Annotated in this window: 13 protein-coding genes and 1 pseudogene; 2 read left to right on the top strand and 12 right to left on the bottom strand. The window is 60.8% G+C overall.

The features are described 5' to 3' along the window. The first annotated feature begins 114 nt into the window (after positions 1-114). Positions 115-1,200 carry a pectate lyase gene (locus XCC_RS06345; RefSeq protein ID WP_014507104.1) on the top strand — a complete coding sequence of 362 codons (1,086 nt, stop codon included), beginning with the start codon at positions 115-117 and terminating at the stop codon, positions 1,198-1,200. A 366-nt stretch (positions 1,201-1,566) separates the two neighbouring features. On the opposite strand, the pseudogene XCC_RS06340 reads toward XCC_RS06345, so the two are convergent. The 3 genes and pseudogenes from XCC_RS06340 to XCC_RS06330 form a co-directional block, all read right to left on the bottom strand. Further along, positions 1,567-2,421, bottom strand: a pseudogene (locus XCC_RS06340) (hypothetical protein); the annotation flags it as partial. A 141-nt stretch (positions 2,422-2,562) separates the two neighbouring features. Beyond that, complete coding sequence (locus XCC_RS06335; protein ID WP_011036413.1) at positions 2,563-5,328, bottom strand: HrpF/NolX family T3SS translocon protein; 2,766 nt, start codon at positions 5,326-5,328, stop codon at positions 2,563-2,565. Positions 5,329-6,337: 1,009 nt separating this feature from the next. Continuing rightward, on the bottom strand, positions 6,338-7,072 hold the full coding sequence (locus XCC_RS06330) for an NADPH-dependent F420 reductase (RefSeq protein ID WP_011036412.1): 735 nt from the start codon (positions 7,070-7,072) through the stop codon (positions 6,338-6,340). Between the two features lie 191 nt (positions 7,073-7,263). Between XCC_RS06330 and XCC_RS06325 the strand changes: the two genes are divergently transcribed. Further along, a complete protein-coding gene (locus XCC_RS06325) occupies positions 7,264-7,848 on the top strand; it encodes a TetR/AcrR family transcriptional regulator (RefSeq protein ID WP_016945359.1) in 585 nt (194 codons plus the stop codon). Between the two features lie 82 nt (positions 7,849-7,930). Here XCC_RS06325 and XCC_RS06320 read toward each other — a convergent pair whose 3' ends face one another. The 9 genes from XCC_RS06320 to XCC_RS06280 all read right to left on the bottom strand — a co-directional run bounded on the left by XCC_RS06320 (position 7,931) and on the right by XCC_RS06280 (position 15,952). Then, the gene (locus tag XCC_RS06320; protein ID WP_223647661.1) at positions 7,931-8,986 is read right to left on the bottom strand and encodes an aminotransferase class I/II-fold pyridoxal phosphate-dependent enzyme; all 1,056 of its coding nucleotides are present in this window, start codon (positions 8,984-8,986) and stop codon (positions 7,931-7,933) included. 80 nt (positions 8,987-9,066) lie between these two features. Then, positions 9,067-9,828, bottom strand: a complete 762-nt coding sequence (locus XCC_RS06315; protein ID WP_228878767.1) for an SDR family oxidoreductase — start codon at positions 9,826-9,828, stop codon at positions 9,067-9,069. 26 nt (positions 9,829-9,854) lie between these two features. Next, positions 9,855-11,102 carry an aminotransferase class V-fold PLP-dependent enzyme gene (locus XCC_RS06310; RefSeq protein ID WP_011036408.1) on the bottom strand — a complete coding sequence of 416 codons (1,248 nt, stop codon included), beginning with the start codon at positions 11,100-11,102 and terminating at the stop codon, positions 9,855-9,857. A gap of 35 nt (positions 11,103-11,137) precedes the next feature. Beyond that, entirely contained in the window at positions 11,138-12,694 is a 1,557-nt protein-coding gene (locus tag XCC_RS06305; protein ID WP_227971172.1) for an NAD(P)/FAD-dependent oxidoreductase, read from the bottom strand. A 40-nt stretch (positions 12,695-12,734) separates the two neighbouring features. Next, positions 12,735-13,547: a tryptophan 2,3-dioxygenase family protein gene (locus XCC_RS06300; RefSeq protein WP_011036406.1), complete on the bottom strand. Its 813-nt coding sequence runs from the start codon at positions 13,545-13,547 to the stop codon at positions 12,735-12,737. Further along, positions 13,516-13,779 (bottom strand): tryptophan 2,3-dioxygenase family protein, encoded by a 264-nt coding sequence (locus XCC_RS22540; protein WP_195919081.1) that lies wholly within the window; start codon positions 13,777-13,779, stop codon positions 13,516-13,518. The genes XCC_RS06300 and XCC_RS22540 overlap by 32 nt, the downstream gene beginning before the upstream one ends. After that, entirely contained in the window at positions 13,772-15,139 is a 1,368-nt protein-coding gene (locus XCC_RS06290) for an IS5-like element IS1478 family transposase (protein ID WP_011035783.1), read from the bottom strand. The genes XCC_RS22540 and XCC_RS06290 overlap by 8 nt, the downstream gene beginning before the upstream one ends. A gap of 26 nt (positions 15,140-15,165) precedes the next feature. Continuing rightward, a complete protein-coding gene (locus XCC_RS06285; RefSeq protein WP_154727149.1) occupies positions 15,166-15,351 on the bottom strand; it encodes a hypothetical protein in 186 nt (61 codons plus the stop codon). Between the two features lie 70 nt (positions 15,352-15,421). After that, positions 15,422-15,952, bottom strand: a complete 531-nt coding sequence (locus tag XCC_RS06280) for a VOC family protein (protein WP_011036405.1) — start codon at positions 15,950-15,952, stop codon at positions 15,422-15,424. Positions 15,953-16,486: the final 534 nt, after the last annotated feature.

Raw genomic sequence — 16,486 nt, 5'->3', positions numbered from 1 at the left:
CGCTGACGCAGCCTTGCGTCTCCGCTGTGCTGTAGGACATCGCCACGCTGTGTCGCGGTTATTTCCCGCCGCAGGACTTCGTCCACCATTCATCTCTTGCAAGGACACTCGCCAATGAATCTTGCGATCCCCTCACAGACCAATGCGAGCTTACCGCCGTCCTCATTCTCCCTTTCGCAGCAGCAAGCCCTGACCGCGGTGATCATGAGCATGCTGACGTACTGCATGCAACGCATGCTCAGGGACATGCTGCAGCCACAGGATCAGCCATTCAGCGACGGTCAGCCACCGACCAACCCGAATCCGACACCACCGATGCCGCCCTCGCGCCCGCCCTGTTCCACCAACCCCGGCGGACAACACGGTAGCGGTACTGGCGATGGCAGCGGCGGCAATGGCGGCAACCACAACAGAGGCAACGGCGGCACCTGCGGAACGGGAGCCGATCACCGCGCATCGCCCACCAACCCGGGTCAGGCGGTGAGGCCCTGCCCCGATGGTCCGCAGGCCCCACTTCCTCCCGGCAAGGTCGTCACCGCGCCACCCGGCCTCCAGAACAAGACCATCGTGGTGCATAAGGGCGAGGTATTCGACGGCAAGGGTCAGACCTACATCGGTGGCCCTGGTCTGGGCGATGGCTCCCAGAACGAACACCAGCAGCCGCTGTTCGTCGTCGAGGACGGCGGTAGCCTGTGCAACGTCAACATGAAGGGCGGCGGCGACGGCGTGCATTTCATGGGCAGCGGCAAGATGGTCAACTGCGTCAACGACGATGTCAGCGAGGATGCGGTCACCATCGATGGCCAGGGCAACCGCGAGCATGATGCGCGCATTGCCGGTTGTCGCCCGGAGGTCAGCGGCCGGCCGAAGGTCGACATCATCAATTGCACGTTCAAGAATGCCGCAGACAAGGTCGTGCAGGACAATGGTGCTGCCGACGTGGTGATGTCGGGTTGCACCGTCAACGGCGCCGGCAAGGTCTTTCGTACCAACGGTGGACACGCTGATATCGACACGCATCTTCAGGTCGAAAATTGCGATTTCCAACAGGTCAAGGAAGCGGTGTTCCGTACCGATGCGCCGGGCGCGACGGTGAAGCTGGCAAACCTGAAGACCGATGCGCCCGACGAGGTGATTGCCCCCAGCGCTTTCCAGGCCACCGGAGCGACCCGAATCGGGCATCAGCCCTACAGCGGCTGATTGCCTCCTGCGTAAGCGGTGCCGGGCGCCGATCGCGCCCGGCAGATGCACCGCTTCGCCCCATCTTCCGGGCGTCGTCGCTGGGTGGTGTCCCTGATCGACGACCACCGACACATCGGTGGGCCGGTTGGCCTGCACATCGCGTACTACGTCGCAGGGTGCAAGAAGGCATGCGCACGCCCGGTCAATGGCCGGCATACGAAGCGGTGCCGTGTGCCGCCCCCCCCCCGTTCCACACCCACTGCCCGCACCTCAGCCGCGCACCCGCCTGGCACCGGGACCGCCAACACGCGACAGACGCCGGCGCGGCTGCGTCTGTCGTTGCGGCCGGCAAGACGCCACCGGATCAACGGTGGGATCGATCGCTCACGGCCGGCCATTCTCCCACTGACGAAGTTCCTCGCTCTCGTGCAGTGCACGCCTGAGCGTGCGTAACTCGGTGTCCAGTGTCTTGGTCACGTCGTCACGTGGCACACCGCTGAACATCGCCGCCCAGCCGGCATGCAGCTGATCGCGCACCGCGTCGATGGTCGCAATCGAGATGCACTGCGTGTCGATTTCCGTACGCAATCGCTCAAGCGTTTCACGCAACATCCTCGCCAGCGGCCCCGGTGCAGGCGCAAGCCGTACCCCCTCTTCCAGGGCGTGTGCAATCTCCGCCGGCGTCGGCGCCGAAAACAGCGCGATCGCCTCGTCGATGGGCTCGGCCAGCGCCTGAAGCGTGCGTTCGATGGTGCGTTGATGATTGGCCGCGGTGACGGCACGTTCCTGATCCAGTCGCGTCGCCTGGGTGGTGTTGGCGCCGTTCTTGGCCTTGAGCGCATTCCAGACCGTATCGTTGAACAGGGTCTGTACCGCCTGCTGCACGACCGTGGCGGTGGAATTGGCGGCTTCGCCTGCAACGCTGCCGTTCTCGTTGCCGCCGCGCAACGGCGCAGCGATCAGGCGGCCGGCCCCGAGCGAGGCAAAATTGGCCAGCACGTTGCTGAGCATGTGACGGCCCAGCACATCGCGTAGCGCAGTGGTAATCGCGTTGGTGGTGCTCAAGGCCTGCCTGGCCAACGCCAGGCCTTCTTTCCCGGTCTCCAGCAGATAGTTGGGAGGAAAATACACAGCGTCGGACCATTGCGCAGGCCGACGCGTCTTGTCCGGCACTGCCAGCGAAAACAGATTCAACCGCTGCTGTCCGCCAAGCAGGTCGGGGACGCTGCGGAGCTGTCCCAGTCCGATCATGCAGCACGGCGCAGCGAGTGACCAGCGTTGCCTGGTGGTGAAACGTTCTCGGTTCGTCTTTTCCTGGCTGATCGAGCGATTCCGTTGCTTGCATTTCCATCGGTCACGATTGTCGCTCAAGCAAGATCGTTACTTGCGGCGCCCCCTCACATGCCTGAGGTTTTCTTTCGTGTCTGCCTCGAAGTTGTCGGCAATTGCTTTTGGAATAAACTGTTTCCCCAATGGCACCCCGCCCGCCGCTTCCAGATTCTTGCGAATCTCGCCCTTTTTCTTCTCCTTATCCAGCCGCACTTCTTCATAGTGCAAGCCTGCCAACACGGGAGTTTTCAACATTTCAGTCGGCCTGTTGATGCTAGTACCTATTATGTAGCCTTTAGCAATATCAAGGGGTTTTTCCCGCTCGGCTACTCCCTTGCCGCCTCCTTTGGCCGCGCCCTTGGTTGTACCCTGGGTCGCTCCCTTGGCTGCGCCCTCGGCGACCCCCTTGGCTGCTCCCTTGGCTGCGAGTCTGGCCGTGGGTCCGCCAACGGCGCCAACCACCGCTCCAGCCATATTGATGCCGGCGAGTTTCCACGCGAGTGACAGGTTGCCACCTTGCAGTGCGGTATCAATTACCTGTGCTGCCTGCGCTTCGCTCTCAAATGCTAGCGCTGCTGCATCGGCAACCTCGCCGATCAGGGGAATGCCGTTCATTGCACTAAGTGCTACGGAAATCCCATCCAGGATCTTGCTGTCCCACTTGAGAAACTCATGCAATCCCTTGCTGAAGGTACCGACATCGTGTTTTTTCCTCTTGATCTCGGGCTGATCGGCTTTTCCCATCAGCATGTCCGCGACGGCCTTCTTTTGCTCGGGCGATGTGGCTGCATGCGTGGGCGGTGTATCCAGGGTTTTGTTGACCGCCGTCATGTGCTCGTAGAACTGCTGAAAATCTTTGTTGCTGATCTTTCCCGAGTCGACGACATGGCCACCACCGAAGAAGCTGTGGGGCTTCTTGTAGCCGGTGATCGCGTTGTTCAACAAGCCGAACAGTAGCGGGTCGCCCAAAAGTTGCTTGGCCGCGTCGCGCACTGCGGGGTCGGCTTTATCATCCTTGACAATCGTGTCGAGCTTGTCGCGCGTTACCTCTTTGCCGTCGCCGAAGAACGCTTCCTGGTGGCTATTGATGGTGTCCAGCGTTTTCAGTTCGGGCGCGGTCAGGTGCATCTCTGATGTAGATTTCTGCAGGAAATCTGCCGTGCTCATCGACTCTTTGTCGCCAGCCAGCGCTTTCCACTGGTCGGGATGCTCACGAAAATACTGTGCGGCGGCAATGACCTGCGGCGGGCTCTTCTTGGTCGTGCTATCGCCTTCGACCAATTGCTTGAACGCGTCCTGGTTTAGATCCTTGGGCAGATAGTCCGAGTAGCGGTAGAGTTCACGCATCGCGTCACTCTCGGTCATGACCGTCGGCTCGGTCTTGTCGGGGCTGTCAGACGCCACATAGTTTTGCGTGTAGCCCTTTGCTTGCTGCTCGGCATATTGAGCGATCTGTGCGTGTTTTTCGGGCACTGAAAAGCGTGTGAGATCCTTTTCAGTGAATTTTCCATCGCAACTTCCTTTGCTACCCTGCGCACCAATTGCATGAAAAAGAGCTGGATCTTGCTGTAGATCTGCAAACGCTTTTTGCAGATCCGGCGGGATGGCGGGATCCTTCGACTTTGCATCGAGATCTGTCCACTTGACTGGGCACTTGTCCTTGTGGCGATTAAGTGTGGCGACGATCTCCAATTCGTTCTGGGTGAGCGTCCCGCCATCCCACGTGACCGAAGAGCCGTCCACCGGCGGCGGCAGGTCGCGCCCCTTCATTTTTTCGGGATTGTAGGTCGCGTTCTTGCCGCCCTGCGCCGTCACCTGCGGATGGCGGTCGGCGAAGTCGTAAAGATTGTCGGCGATGAGCTTGCCATTGCACTTGCCCTGGTCGTCGTGGTGGTGCTTGCCGTGACCCTGAGACGCCATCGCAAAGAACAGGCCAGGATCCTGTTGCAGGCCCTGCAGCGCTTTTTTCAGGTCGGGCGGAGTGGCTGGGTCGTTGATCTTTTCATCGAGCTTGGCGAACTCGATCGGCATCATGTCGCGATGCTGATTGAGCGTAGAGACGATCTCAAGCTGGGATTGCGTCAGCGTGCCGCCGTCCCAGGTTACCGACGAACCTTCTGCGGCAGGAGGCGGTGTCGCTCCCTTGATGTTTTTAGGATTGAACTCGGCATTCTTCCCGCCCAGAGCGGTCACCTGTTGATGGTGGTCTGCAAAATCCCACAAATCACCCGCCTTGATCTTGCCGCCGCATTTGCCGTCGCCCTGCGAACCGATGGCGAAGAAAAGACGCGGATCTTTCTGCAAGCCTTGCAGCGCACTCTTCAGATCCGGAGGTGTAGATGGATCATTGATCTTGTCGTCGAGTTTTGCGAACTCCAGCGGCGTCTTGTCTTTGTGCTGATTGAGTGTCGAAACAATCTGAAGCTCCGATGGGGTGAGCGTGCCGCCCTCCCAGGTCACCGATGACCCATCCACCGCAGGCGGCAACCTGGATCCCTTGATGTCCTTGACATTGAACGGAGCCGATAGCGTCGGCCAGGAGGTCCGTTTCTCAATCGGCTGGCTGGCTTGAAGGTCGTCTGCTGAAGGCGTGTCAAGCCCCGGAATACCACTGCCTGGCCCATTGAGCGACGTATTGCCGTAGGTGGCGGCAATCAAACGGTAAATCTGCTGCAGAAACAGGTTGTCCATCGCCAGCAACAGATCGGAGTCATTCATGGCCGAATCGGATCCGAGCAGCCCCGGGGACGACGCGTCATCCGTCAGAGGTAGAAACAGACCGGCGGTACTCCCGGTCGAAAGCGTGTTGAGCGACATGTGCGGCCTCGCAGTGACAGAGCAGTGGCGGAGCTGCTGCATATAAGTACATGCTCATACGGTCACACGGGCATGTCTCATGCGGCGAGCTCTAATGTTGCCACTCCCGGTACGGGATGCATGCGCCGATGAACTATTTTGGCGAAAAAAGCGCAAAAACGAATGTGCGGGCGACACCCCTGCCGCACAACGGATCCTACGGGGCACCTTCACTCGGCGCGAAAACTTGTACCAGATACATACCGCGCCGCCATTGTTACGTTCGACTTAAAATGGTCACTTCAGTCGCACGCAGCGCCTTGCACTCGCGTGCAATTGAGGCTGAAATCATGGTCCAGAGCAGAATCGCCGAAAAGTGCGCGAGTTGTACGATACCCCAAGGCATGCCGCAACCGTGGAGCAACTGTGTTGATCAGGACCTCGATCCACGACCTACGCGACGCCAGAGGCGCGTCGCTTGGTAGAGGTAACATAGGTTTGAAATGACTTCATCGATGTACGAGCGCTGCAAGGGGCAGCGCGATTCCTGCTTTGCCACCATCAGCCGCGTATGCGGCTTGGATTGGACCCCGAACAATTCGAGCAAGTTGTGGTGGGCAGCGATGTGCCGCTGCAGTGGCGGGGCCGCCTGGCTGCCGCGCACGCTGGTGGAAGGACGTGGCCAAAAGGCGGCTGGTCCATGCAGCGCCCAGACACACGCACTGGGATATCAGCATGGAGATCTGTTTGATACGCCATATCGGCGGCTTGTCTCAGCAAGCCGAAGACACGTGGGAGAAACTCAAGCAGGGCAAGTTGAAGCACTAGCGACGCAATGGCCGACGGCAGCTACGACGAGATGCTGAAAATGCTGTCTACCGTCAAGTTTTAGGGCTTAGATCGCGCGTTGGCGTCGTCAGCACGGCGCCATCGCCGTGTTGCGTTCCAGCCACTCAACCAGCTATTGCGTTGTGGCTGGGAGAAGTCATGTGGCCGGCAAGTGCATGCATCCACGCCGCATTCCTCGGCACTACGCACTCACGGCCCGATTGCGCGCAACGATCGTCTCGTGGCTTGGCGGTATATCGCCCCCGAAGAACTCCGCCATCAACGCGTCGCGAAGATGCGGTGCGTCGCCCTTGACTGCAACGTTGAGCGCCGAGTGCAATGCGGCAAGCGGAAGCTCGGTGCAGTACGCAGGCATGCCGGGCTGCTGCCGCCACGAGTCTGCAATCGTCCCCGCGTCGAGCGCGTCGAACCCGGCATCGTCGAGCAGCTGCTGCGCGATCGCTTTGCCGGCCAGGCTGTCGCCTGCTACTGGAATAGCGATCCGGTTATCAGTACCTGCGGGCTTGCCACCGTCAGCAAGTGTCTTAGCGATTATTGCGTTGAACGCTTTGATGATGGGCCGGCCGAGTTGCTCCCTCGCCCAGACACTCTCCAGTTCGCCGTCGTCGACTTCCGGTATCCGGGTGCCAAGCTGCGGGTAGTAGTTCGAAGTATCGATCACCACCACCTCCGCAGGCACGGTGGAGAACAGGCCGGCAACCTCGGGAATCTTGGCAAACGGGATCGACAATACGATCACCTCCACGTCCTTGACCGCCTCTACAGCCGCAACAGGCTCGGCGCCGATGTTTTCAGCCAGTTCGCGAATGCTGTCGGGGCTTTTGGATCCAGCCAACTTGACGCTGTGACCTGCTGCGACGAATTTGCGCGCCAACGTGCCACCGATGTTGCCTGCGCCAATGATGCCGATTTTCATGTTCGTGCCTTCCTAAAGTAGGTGGGGTTTTGTTGGTCGATCAGTGAACTCGCCCGAGACGGCCATAGCTGATCCCCTCGTCAGTTTCCAAAGCCTGGTGATTCACAATACCCAAGAAGGAGAGCCCCTCCGTTTGCCACAAGAACTATATGGAGATACACTCCGGATATCAAGCAGCAGACCCACTGACCATGTCTCCCAACGTTCAGCCACGCCCTCCCCGAGCCGACGCCCAACGTAACAAGACCCACATTCTCGAGGTCGCCAGCGACGCGTTTGCCGAGGAAGGCATCAACGTTTCGATGGACAGCATCGCCAAGCGCGCAGGCGTTGGCCCGGGGACGCTCTATCGCCACTTCCCTAGCCGCGAAGCCCTGCTGGCCGCGCTTCTCGAAACGCATCACGCCAACATCGAGCAAGTGCGCATGGCCATCACTGCAGAAGAGCACGACCCAGGGTGTGCGCTGCAGCGATGGATTGAAGCGCTGGGAACTTGGATGAACGCCTACGAAGGTCTGCCGGAACCGCTACGGGCCGCATGGTGCCAACCGAGCTCGGTGTTGAGGCCGACATGCCAATCCATGGTCGAGGCCTCAAGCGTTTTTCTGCAGGCTGCACAGCGCTCCGGTCAGGCGCGGGAAACGTTGACCGGCCGCGACATCTTTCTGGCCGCGCTCGCGATCGCATGGGCAGGAGCTGCCAACGGCGGCGCGGATAGCGGCGCCCAACCGGTGCTGCAGGACGTCTTGCGCTCAGGCTGGGCGCTTTCGACTTGAAACGTGGTGCGTCTGTAAGGTGGCGATTCGCGCCCACCTCCACCGACGCCAAGGGCCTGGTGTAGGCAGACGACCATTGGCTTTACTCAACGACGGCCAACAACTGCGCCATCCGCGCAAGCCCCAACTCAAGCTCGGGCAACGACACGCCCCCTGCTCCCAGGCGCAGATGCTGCGGGCACGCATACGCACCACCCGACATCACGAACGTGTTGTACGGCGGCGCCAGCAGCTGTTTGCTGAAATCATCGGCGCTGATCGACAACTGCAGTCGTGCAAGCCCAAGCAGCCCGGCTTGCGGCGGTGTCCATGTCAGTGCGGGTTGTTCGGCGACGAAGCGATCCAGCAATGCGATCCGTTCGCGCCCGACCGTGCGCGAATGCGCCACCGCCGCATCGAAGTGCTCCGGTCGTAGCGCGACCTCGGCCACCCGCTCGCCCAGCACGTTCATGATCTCGCTGGTGTTCTCGCGCAGTACCATCGCAGCGTTCAACAGCGCACTATCGCGCGTCACCATCCAGCCGGTGCGCAAACCCTGCAGACCCAGCAACTTGGACACGCTACCGGTGCTGATGCCACGCTCGTAGAGCGTGGCGATGCGCGGGGTCTCCTGCTCGGTCCACTCCAGTCCCCGATACACCTCATCGGAGACGACGTACGCACCGACCCGATCTGCTGCGGCAATGATGCGTTGCAGTGTCTGCGTATCTTCCACGCGCCCCGTGGGATTGTTCGGGTTGCACAGGAAGATGAGCTTGGTCTTCGCTGTCACCAGCGATTCGAGCTGCGCGATGTCCAACGCCCATCCGGATGCTTCCGTGCGCGCCACGCGCCTGGGAATCGCGCCGATCTGCTCGGCAAGCACCAGCGGCTGTTGCCAACCGGGCGCATCGATGACGAATTCATCGCCAGCACTCAACAACTGCGTCAATGCAAGGTAATTGGCTTCCTGCGCACCGGCGGTGATCAGCACATCGTCCACGCCGCAGCTGGGGCGATAGCCATATTGATCCAGTACCCGCTCGCGCAGGCTCGGCAATCCCTGGTAATCCTCACCCGACCAGTCCAGCGACAGTGCAGGATCGAGTTGCGACAGGAACTGCTGCAAGGGGGGTGAAGGCGATAGGGAATACGTCACGCACGCCTCGGGTTTGGCACGATGCGCGATGAGCCACTGTTCCCAAAAACTATTCGACGGTACAGGCATACGTAGCTTCCTTATCCCATGACGGCTGGGCAGACGCCCAAGCCAAGCGAGGCGTCGATGACAGCGCCGCGCAAGATGCGCGCTTCATCGCGACAAAGGTAGAAGCAGAGATCGGCGATCTCGCGCGGCTCGATCAGGCGGCCACCAGGCAGCGAGGCCTCCAGCTCCTGTCGCTGCTGCGGCGACAGCGCATTCAAGGTACTGGCCTGGAACATCGGCGTATCGGTGGCACCCGGACATACGGTGAACACGTCGATCCCGGTGCAGGCAAGCGTTGCAGCAAGTTGCCGGCCCAAAAACGCGACGGCCGCCTTGCTCATGCCATCGGCCGCACGGAAGCGCGGAAAGTGGGTGATGCCACCATCCACCGAACTCATGAACAGAATCTTGCCCTGCCCGCGCGCTTGCATGCCGGGAATCAGATCTTCGCTCAACCACAACGGCCCGATCGTGTTGACGCGAAAAAACGCCTCGTCCTGTTCCTTGTACGTGGCAGCCGCACGCTCCACGGTCTTGGTGCCCACGCCGGCGTTGTGGATCACGATATCCACCGGCATCGTCAAAGCTTGCATGAAAGCAGCGTGGCTCCGCCGATCGCCGACATCTAATGCATGTGCGTGGACACGATCGTCACCAAACGCCGCGACCAGGTCGAGTGCGCGGCGCCGGCTGTCTTCGCCTGGGCGGTGAGTGAATGTCACCCGGCAGGATGCGTTTGCGAACACGCGTATCAGCTCGATGCCGATGCCACCGGCGCCGCCGGTGATCAACACATGCTTGTCTTCGAAGCCGGGCTGTTTCATCGCATGACCTCAGTGGTGCGGCATTGATTGTTCGATTGCCTGTCATCAGGCGCCAAGCACTGCGCAAGTGGCGCATCCAGCTGCATGAAATCCTCCGCTGCGTTGTACACCTGCGCCGAAATGCGCAATGTGCGGTTAGTTCGATGCGGCCAGGGCGTCACCGCCACATCGATGCGATGTGCGTCGTAAAGCCAACGTTGCAACGACGCCGCGGCATCGTCGGGCGCATCGCTCGCGGCATCCGGCAGCTGGAATGCCACCATGCTGCCCACCATCGCATCGGGTGCAAGGCGCGCGAGCGGCAAGGCCTGCGCCAACCGCGCAGCGGCCTGCGTCACCAGTGCATGGTTGCGTGCGAACACCGCGGGCAACCCACCAGGCAGCAGCGTGGCCAGAAAATCAATCGCAGCGGGAATGCACAGCAAGGCAGTCGGGTCTGCCGTGCCCAGCCAATCGAATTCCAGATGCAACCGCGGCCGGCCCGGCGTTGCATCGCCATACCCGCGACTGATCACCGGCGGATGCAAACCATCCTGGCGATCGCGGCGCACATGCAGAAAACCCGCACCGCGCGGCGTGCACAGCCACTTGTGGCAATCCCCGGCGTAATACGCCGCACCGATGGCGATAACGTCGAGTGGCAGCATACCCGGGGCGTGCGCGCCATCCACAAGCGTGTCGATGCCGAGCGCTGCAAGGCGCTCGACCAGGCGTGCGATCGGGAACACGATCGCGGTCGGGCTGGTGACATGGTCGAGCACCGCCAGGCGGGTGCGCGCTGTCACCCGCTCAAGCACGGCATCGACGATCGCATCGGGATGTTGCACCGGTACCTTGACAGGCGCGACCATCACCTCGGCGCCGGTGCTGCGCGCAATGAATTCGAGCAAATTGCGGCAGGAAAGATAGGCGTGGTCGGTGGTCAGAATCTGGTCGCCCGGTGCGAATATGCGTGAGCGCAGCACCGCGCTCATGGCGGTGGTGACATTGGGCAACAGCAGCAGATCTTGCGGGTCGGCACCGATCACCTCGGCCAAGCAATTCCGCGCTGTATCGAGCAGAGCGGGTAACGCGCGGAGCACGAATGCAGCCGGTTGCCGCTCCAGTTGTGCACGCAAGGTACTCTGCCGCTGCTGCACTGAAATCGGGCAGGCGCCGAGCATGCCGTGGTTGAGACATGCCACGCCCGGATCGAGCGAAAAATGCGCTTTGAAACGTGTCGGACTGACATCCAACTCCCACATGGACTGCATGGCGGACTCCATAACGGGCCAGGACATCACGCAAGTGGATGCGCAAAATCAACGCTGCGGTGTTGTTCGAGAACACGCAGAAGATCGCCTCTGGATGGAGCAGCCGGTGGCGACGGCTGCACACGCTCAAGGATGGAATTCACACGCTCCAACACCTCGGCTTGGCGAAAGATGGCCTCAGGCGCATCCAGCATTCCCGAACGCCGCGCCAGCGCTTGCCAAACAACCTCATCGTGGCGCGATGCCATCGCGATCTGCTGCAAGGTGATCGCATCTGCCTGCGTGGGTGGAGCCGGCGCGCCCGCCCAGAGCGCTGTGCGCACGCGGTCCTGCGCCGCGCCATCGTCATGCCACGGACGCACCAGATCCTGCGCCAGGGCGTCTGCCTCCACCGCAATCCGATGCGCATCATCCAGACCATCGCGCTGCAGCAGATCGGCGATGGCAAACGCATACCGCATCGCCAGCGACATGCCGCGCGTATAGGTCGGGTTGGTGATGCACAGCGCATCGCCGACCGCAATCGCACCCAACACGCGCGGGCGTCCTTCAACAAGCAGGGGGCGATAGCGGTTTTCGCAGAGCGGCCAGCGCAGCACACCCGACAGCGCATCCATGGCGCCGGGCGCAAGCCATGGCGCGATGCCTACATGCGACCGCGCCGCCGCGGTGAACGCGGCCGGCTCGGTGAACGCCTGCAAGGCCTTGTCCGCGTGAGTCACCATCAGGGTGATCGACGCGTAGCCGTTGTCGGCAGGGCAGACGATGCAACCACTCGATAGCGCGTAGCCACCTGCCGAAAAGCCCGCATCGAGCCGCACGCTCGGCCGCTGCACAATGCGATACCAGCGGGTGAAATACACCAGACCGCAGCCTTCCACCGTTTCCTCGGGTGGATGCACACCGGCTGCCCGCAGCCACTTTGCGAACGACGACCCGCGACCCAGCGCATCGATGGTCAACGCCGCACGCAGATCGCCTTGCGAGGTGGTCACGCCCTCCACGACCGGGATGTCGGCAGAACGCATTAGCAGACCGGTCACGCTGGTCTGGTCACGCACACGAATAGTGCGCTCGGCCAACACGATCGGCCTAAGTACGTCCTCCACCAACGAACGCCGCACCGACAATCCAAACAACTCCGGGTCCGCGCAACGTGGCACCGCAATGGCACCTTGCAGTTGTGCTCCGAAAGGCATCTCGATGGCGCCCGCATCGATCAATGCTTGCCACACATCTGGTGCGCGTTCTCGTAACGTGCGCCGCCCGAGTGCAGCGAGTGCGTGGGTATGCCGCGCCTGCGGCGCTCCCTTTCGCCACCAATATTCGACGCTGTCGTTCCCGCTCGCCGGGTCGGACCGCTGCGCAGTCAACGCATCCCGCTCGACAAGCTCAACTTGCGCTCCGGTACGCGCAATCGAGAGCGCCGTCATCAGGCCGGCCACGCTGCCGCCAAGTACCGCGATGGGTAGCGCGCTCATGGATACAGCGCCGAGCGCGCGGCGTGTGCGCCAATTCGTATGGCACCTTGCGTTTTCTGTTTGGCTAAGCACGTTTGAGGACGTTGCGGCGAAGGCGCGCAAGTGTTGTCCACCAGCGCTGTGACATCCGAAGAAATATCCATCAAGCAAAGCCCTCCATCACGAATCCGTAGCCCGCACTCGATCGGATCTGGGGCACGGCAGCCTTGCGCAGCAACAGGGAACGCACTGTCCACAGCTCGGTGAAAATGCGGTAGCGCGCGGTCTGATCCAGATAGTCGACGCCGCTGGAACCCCCTGTGCCTATGCGGCGCCCGATGAAGCGCTCCACCATGCGGGCATGCCGCTGTCGCCAGATCAGCATGGCCTGCTCCAGCTCAAGCACGCTTTCGAGCAACGCATGCGGCCATGCAAGCTGCGGCAATTCGCGGTAGCTCTCTATAAAGAGCATCGCCGCACGTCCCGCACGCCGCGTTTCACGCTCCGCATCGCTGGCCTGCGGATCGTCTTCGGCCAATAGAAATGCCTGTGCGCCAGCGTCTTCTGCCGCATAACGCGCCCTCAACTGCTCGATCTCTGCCGCAGCCAGGCCACTGCTTGCCAGCTTGAGTCGGCGATCATTCTCCGCACGCAGCGAGGCCAGGTACGCCTCAAGAAACCGCGTGATATCCGCTGGCGCATTCGAGCCGTCAATGGGCACGCGTGACAGCCAGTCGTACAGACAATGCTTGAAGCTTGGCCCATCGGCCGCACGTGCTTCGACGCGTTGCGCCGACGATGACGGCGCGCCACCGGGCAATTTGAGTGCATCCCGGTACGAGCACCCGTTGCCGATCGAAATACGCTGCGTGTCCTCCAGGCCCAACAGGATCTCGATTTCACGCAATTGGGCCGACTGGAAACCGCTGGCTGGAGCCAGTCGCTCACGGAATTCCAGGAAATCCCGCGCGGTCATCAGTCTCCATCAGCTGAAAATGCTGATTGGCTTGCCCGAATACCGAAATGGCGCGCTTTAGTGAGCGCACAGCCAGCACAATCTCCGGGCTATTGCTCGAATGCGCCGCCAGAATATTCCGCGACGAGCTCAGCTCACGCAAAATCAACTTGAACCATAGCTCATAGATCTGGTGTACGCTGATAAACAGCACCTCGTCATTAGTCGCCCCTGAAAAACCCCCTTCAAGCACCAAGTGTCATCGGCGACAGCGGCACGGCGCTAAAGGATGGCCATCCCATCGCCCGCATCCAGGCACGCAAAAACGCGATCCAGCGCAGCAGCCAGCGCAGGTTGTAGCCGGCGGCGCAGCCGAGTACGTGCAGCGCATCGCCTTGTGCACCTTTCAGCCTGCAGCGACGCAACCTGCAGTCGTCTTTCAGATGTCCGATCACCGGTTCCACCGCCTGCCGTCGTTTGATCCAGCGCCATTGCCGTCGCGTCAGCGTCTTGGCCTTGCCACGATGGAGCACCTGCACGCCATCGACCTCGCGCCCGCGATAGCCCAGGTCCACGATCGCCACCGTCGGTTCTACGCTCAGATCCTGCAGCAACCCGCGTGTCTGCTCCAGCTGCTCGGCCAAGGTGTCGCCGTCGTACGGGTTGCCCGGGAAGCTACGCGCACCCACGACCAATCCCTTGCAGGCGGTGACCGCAATGCCGACCTTGACGCCGAATTCGTACGCTTGACGCGCCTTGCCCTTACCGATGCATTCCACTTCCGGGGCATGCAATGCGTACAGTTTTTGTTTGTCCTTCGGACGCTGCGTGTACAGCCGTTGCGCACGTTCCAGCCAGACCGCGATGCGCTCGCGCACGCCGGGTTCCACCTGGTCCAGCTTGCGCGCGATATCGCGCAACACCCGCCCCAAGACCGTGCGTTGACGTCGCAGCACGCGCTGCATGCGCTTGAACTGGCGTGCATGCGCATAGCGGCCCGCCTTGCGGCTCAGGGCCGGACCTTGCCGTGCGTAGCTCTGCCGCAACCCGATGCCGTAACGCTTGGCCAGCAGCACCAGTTTCTTGCGTGCCACCTCCAGCAACCGACTATCGGTCGGATAGGCAATCGCCTTTTCCTGCACCGTGGTGTCCACGATCACCCGCGACAACTCGCGTGCGTCCACCGCCTGCATGGCATGTGCAGCGTTGATGGTGTGTGCCAGCAACTCTTCCATCCCCGCTTCGTCAAGCCGCTGACGCCAGCGCGTCAGCGAGCTGGCATCGCACGGCAAGCGCGTCTGGAACACGACCTCGCCAGTGAAAAACTGCCAATACGGATTTTCCAGCCAACGCTCGCACACCGCCTCATCGGACAGGTCGTAGGCGTGTTTGAGGTAGAGCAAACCGGCGATCAGCCGCACCGGCAATGCCGGCCGACCGCCACCAGCCTGGGTGGCCGGCAAGCGCGATGAAAGTGCTTGCTCCAACGCCGTCCACGGCATCCGTTGGCTCAGCTGCGCCAGCGGATGCCGCAGATCGATCTGGTTCTCCAGGCGCGAACGAAACAACTCCTCGGCAGGCATGTGCTCGGCAGCAGGACGGCGTGTATGCATGAGTGGAAATTGCCAGAAACCAGCCTTCAGCGTAGCGAAAACTGGTAGTTCTGGCACGCCACTGCAGACATCAAGGCCTTGCGGGCGTTGGGTGATTGGGGGTTTTTCAGGGGCGACTCATTATTGATGCCACGTTCGTCGTTATCAAAACCGCCTTGCAAGGCAAGCAACTGCTCGACCTTGATGTAATCCCAGTAATTGATCGCCTTCAATCGCTTTCCTCAGTGGATTTATCGCTGCTGTGACATTCATATCGATCAGGCCGCCAGCGCGAGGCAGCACCTAGGCGGTGAGAGAGGCTTTTTTCAATGCTTCCCACTCGGTGAGAGTTGCATAAGCGGCTTTCTCCAGATCGTTCCAGATTACGGTCTGGGCCACCTCGGGTTTGACGATCAATTCCATGCGGTGCCCGTTTGGGTCACGGAAATACCAGGAACGTGCCAGCTCTCCATGGATTCCATCTCCTGCCACGTCATGAATCACCGGGCCTTCGACCGCGACACCGCGCGCTTGCAAGCGTGCAGTGATTTCTTCGGCCCGGGCCTGATCGCGCACCTCAAGCGCCAGGTGCTGCGCCCAGTCGCCCGGCACCGGCACCAGCGGTTGTTCGCTTCCGAGCACCTCGAAGAAACAGATATAACTGCCGTCCTCCATCTCAAAGAACACGTTGTTATTGGTCGCCCTGAGCCCGGTGGATGGCACGTGGTCGATCAACGCGGCAGCAAACTTCAAGCCAATTGCCTGGACGTAGAAATCCACGGTTTCTGCAGCGTCCCGGCAGCGATACCCCACGTGATGAAGCTTGCTCAACATAAGACCTCGCTTGAGTGATTCAAAATATTCAGGACCAGCTCACCCCTGCATTTTCTGCATTACCAATTTCGAATAAACCACCTCGCAGCACGAGTCTGCAATGAGCATGCATACCAACGAGGCATAAGATTATATATTTTACGACAGGCGAAAAAATGCCACCCGAAATACTTTCGAGAAAGTGACCGACAACAACTTGGAAAACCTTTTGCCAAGCCAATTCAGCAAAGCGTCCGTGACCCCACTGTCAGCAAAATAAAAAAAAATCTCCAAGAGGTTTTTATGATCGATCCATCACGCATTCCACGCATCCATAAATCACGTTTACGAAAAACAAGCGAGTTCCTTGCTATCTGCGGATGAGCTCGCAATGCGCACGCGACCGACATCACGAAAGACAACACAGGATTTTTTTGTGGCTCGCATCTCTTCGGTGAACGCAATAATCCATCTTGCTTACCAGGTATTAGCGAAAACAAATACTCGACTACAAAAGCATTTGCCTTGGTCCAAGAGTGACCGACAAAAGCCGTG

It is taken from the genome of Xanthomonas campestris pv. campestris str. ATCC 33913, assembly GCF_000007145.1.
Classification (GTDB): Bacteria; Pseudomonadota; Gammaproteobacteria; order Xanthomonadales; family Xanthomonadaceae; genus Xanthomonas; species Xanthomonas campestris.
Note: the sequence above shows the minus strand (reverse complement) of the source record. Positions and strands in the feature narration are given on the sequence as shown.